At 70.2% G+C, this 3,771-nt stretch carries 4 protein-coding genes; 1 reads left to right on the forward strand and 3 read right to left on the reverse strand.

The features are described 5' to 3' along the window. Positions 1-74: 74 nt before the first annotated feature. From AC2W7C_RS14695 to AC2W7C_RS14705, 3 genes are all read right to left on the reverse strand, one after another. On the reverse strand, positions 75-773 hold the full coding sequence (locus AC2W7C_RS14695) for a Crp/Fnr family transcriptional regulator (protein ID WP_486002085.1): 699 nt from the start codon (positions 771-773) through the stop codon (positions 75-77). 100 nt (positions 774-873) lie between these two features. Next, positions 874-1,581: a Crp/Fnr family transcriptional regulator gene (locus AC2W7C_RS14700; RefSeq protein ID WP_486002086.1), complete on the reverse strand. Its 708-nt coding sequence runs from the start codon at positions 1,579-1,581 to the stop codon at positions 874-876. Between the two features lie 100 nt (positions 1,582-1,681). Beyond that, a complete protein-coding gene (locus AC2W7C_RS14705) occupies positions 1,682-1,909 on the reverse strand; it encodes a DUF6894 family protein (RefSeq protein WP_486002087.1) in 228 nt (75 codons plus the stop codon). A gap of 167 nt (positions 1,910-2,076) precedes the next feature. Between AC2W7C_RS14705 and AC2W7C_RS14710 the strand changes: the two genes are divergently transcribed. After that, positions 2,077-3,771 (forward strand): M16 family metallopeptidase (locus tag AC2W7C_RS14710; protein WP_486002088.1); only part of this gene is annotated, 1,695 nt, incomplete at its 3' end.

Consider the following 3,771-nt stretch of genomic DNA (forward strand, 5'->3'; position numbering starts at 1 on the left):
GGCGGCGACCCGGCCGCGCCCAGCCCGCTCGCCTGCCGACGCCGCGACGGAGGTCGAGCCGCTGCTCTGATGCGCTAGATCGCTTCGCGCGCGTCCAGGATGGAGGCGGGGCCATAGCATTCGCAGGCGGCCCGCTCGAGGCGCCAGCGGTCCGTCACCGTCAGCTTGCCGCGGGCGTAGCGGATGGCGTCCACCGTCTGCAGGTGCTGGGCCGCGTCGTTGACGGTGGTGCGCTGGGCGCCGAGCATGGTGGCCAGATATTCCTGGGTCAGCGGCATGACGTCCCCTTCGACCCGGTCGTGGCAACGCAGCAGCCATTTCGCCAGCCGCTGCTCGGCGTTGTGCAGGATGTTGCAGGCGTTGGACCGCTCCAACTCGGCCTGCAGGCCGGCGTCGTAGCGGGCGAGGACCTGACGCAGGCGCGCGGACCGCTCGACCAGCTGGCGGAGCGCCGCAGCCTCGACCCGTAGGGAGCGGCCCGAGATCTGACAGGTGTGGCGGGAGTAGCTGCGGGCGACGACGAATGCGGCGGCGGAGCCGGCGACGCCTTCGGATCCGACCATGTAGGACTCAACCGACCGGCCGTCGCTCATCTCGGTCACGACGGAGATGACGCCTTCCTCGACGAAATGCACGTGGGTGATCGCGCCGCCGGGTTCGACCAGGGTGTCGCCCTGGACGAAGCGTTGAGGCTTGGCGATCGCCAGGATGGCGTCGCGGTCGGCCGCGTCGAGCGAGCGCAGCAGCAGGTTGGGGGTGAAGGCGTCGGTCATGGGGTGCTCCCGGGTCGGGGAGCGGCGAACGCCCTGGCGCGGAAAGGGTCCTGAAAGACCCGAACAATAGGAACGGCAAAGGCGGGCGAAAGGTTCCCGTCTAGTCGTTTCGCGTCCCTAGCCGGCCGTGGAAGGGGTCGACCGCGCGATAGCATTCGCAGGCCACCCGCTCGAGCGCGGCGCGGTTCAGGACGGTGATACGGCCCCTGGAATAGGAGATGGCGCGCGATTTCTGCAGGCCCTGAGCCGCCTCGTTCACCGTGGTGCGCTGGGAGCCCAGCATCGAGGCCAGATACTCCTGGGTCAGGTTGAACGTGTCGCCGTCGACGCGGTCGTGGCAGCGCAGCAGCCATTTGGCGAAGCGCTGCTCGGCGCGGTGAAGGGCGTTGCAGGCCGCGGACTGCTCCAACTCGCCCTGCAGGCTGGCCATGTAGCGGGCGACGACGGCGCGCAGGCCCGGGCGTTCGGCCACCAGGGCGCGGAAGCGGCCGGCGTCGACGCGCAAGGCCGAGCCGCCGATCTGGGCGTTGTTGCGCGTGAAGGAGTGGTGGGGGACGGTGGCGGCGATCACGCCCGTGACCCCCTCGCGGCCGACCATGAGGGTCTCGACGGTGCGGCCGTCCTCGAGCACGGCCACGGCCGAGGCCACCCCGTGCTCGATGAAGTAGACGAACTCGATCGGATCGCCCGGCTCGTAGAAGACGTGGCCCTGGGCGAAATCCACCACCGACGCCGACGCCAGCAGGGCCTCGCGGTCCTCCGGCTCAAGGGCGTCAATCAGGTGATTCCTCGGCGAAATCTCTTTCATGACCGGCGCATACGGTGTTCCGGAACCGTGCGTCTGCCGGAACTCGACTTAACGGGGCGGGAGATATCGTCGGCTTGCGAACGGACCTCGGGAGGTCGCATCAGGCGCCGTGGATGGCGGGCGGCAGGAAGGGGTCCTCGCCGGCGGGGCGTTCGATCCGGATGACCAGGCGGTCGCCTTCGTAGACATCGACGGCCGAGCACGAGGCGTGCTGGTTCAGGGTGCGGAAGGCCTCACGGGTCGCCTCGCCGTCGTCGGCGCAGTCGCAGACGTCGAGCCCCGGGGTCCGGCCCTGGCCGTCCAGGACGTGAAACTCGTAGATGCGCATGGCTCCCTCCTGCGACCGGAATACGCTTGGGGGGCGAGCGGGTCTGTCGTGCCGCCGACGTAGGCGCGAACGGCGTTCCCGGATCGGCGACCGATCATTACCGGCTCGTAACTTGGACCGCGCAGGGGCGCTGATAGGGTCCGGGTCCTGATGTTCAGGGGGACCCCATGATGACCCGCACCGCCGCCCTTTTGGGCGCCTCGCTGATTGCGCTCGCCGCGCCCGTTCTTCCCGCCTCGGCCCAGCAGGTCGCGCCGGTCGCGGTGCCCTCGCTGCAGTTCACCCACCGCGAACTGGCCAACGGGCTGGACGTCTATGCGATGCCCGATCCCAGCGCCGGCACGGTGACGGTGACGGTGTGGTACGACGTGGGCGGCAAGGACGATCCGCAGGGGCGGTCGGGTTTCGCCCACCTGTTCGAGCACATTCTGAGCCGCAAGACGGTGAACCTGCCGTACGGCCAGATCTCGACCCTGGTCGAGAACGCGGGCGGGACGCGCAACGCCTCCACGGGCCAGGACTTCACCAACTACTACGAGACTGTGCCGCCCCAGTATCTGGAGACGATGCTGTGGACCCACGCCGAGCGGATGGCTCGGCCGGTGGTGGACCAGGCGGTGTTCGACGCCGAGCGGTCGATCGTGAAGGAGGAGTTGCGCCAGCGCGTCTACGCCCCGCCGTACGGCCGCTTCCAGCGGTTCGTGATTGGCGACAACGCCTATGACGAGAGCATCTATCGCCGCAGCGTGATCGGCTCGATCGAGGAGCTGGATTCGGCCCGGATCGAGGACGCCCGCGCCTTCCACGAGGCCTACTATCGTCCGGCCACGGCAACGATGATCGTGTCCGGCAATTTCGATCCGGCGCAGCTGGACCGCTGGGTGGATCAGTATTTCGGGGACATCCGCAACCCCGAGCGTCCGGTGCCGGTGTTCGAACGACCCACGCCGACCCCGCGGACCCAGCCGCGCCTGGTCGACGCCTATGCGCCCAACGTGCCGCTGCCGGCCGTCGGCGCCATCTATCCGGGGGTGGCGGCGAACCATGCCGACGGGCCGGCGCTGGACGTGCTGCAGGCGATCATGTCGTGGGGCGAGAGCTCGCGCCTGTATCAGGCGCTGGTCTACCGCAGCCAGCTGGCCTCGAACGCGAGCTTCGGCGTCGACAGCGAGGAGGAGGCGGGGGTCGTCACGGTCACGGCCACCGTGGCCCAGGGCAAGGCGATCCCGGACGTGGAGGCGGCGATCAACGCCGAGCTGGATCGGGTGCGCGGTGAACCGGTGACGGCCGCCGAACTGGCGGAGGCCAAGACCGAGATCGTGGCCTCGGCGCTGCGCCAGCGCGAGACGGCCTCGGGCCGGGCCTTCATCCTGGGCCAGTCTCTGGTGTCCGAGAACAACCCCCGCGCCGCCGACGAGCGGCTGGCCGCCGTCCAGGCGGTGACCGCCGCGGATGTGCAGCGCGTGGCGCGGACCTATCTGAACGAACAGGCCCGGGTGTCGGTCCGCTATCAGGACGAAAGCGCGCGTCCGGCGGGCGTCCCCGAGGACAGCTGGCGCAACCCGGCGCCGATCCCGACCTATGTGAGCGTGCCGCCGGCGATCCTGCCGCCGAACACGCTGCTGCCCGAGGACCAGCGGATGGCGCCGCCGGCGCCGGGCGAGGCGCGGGCCGTGACGGCCCCGGTCGTGGCCGAACGGACGCTGTCCAACGGCCTGCGGGTGATCGTGGCCAAGTCCACCGACCTGCCGATCGTGAACGCCCAGTTGGTCATCGCCGGCGGGGCGGCGGCCGATCCGAGCGATCGGGCGGGGCTGGCCTCGATGACGGCGGGCCTGGCCACCCAAGGGGCGGGGCGGCCG

Source organism: Brevundimonas sp. CURTG3B2_SDJG (assembly GCF_057364705.1).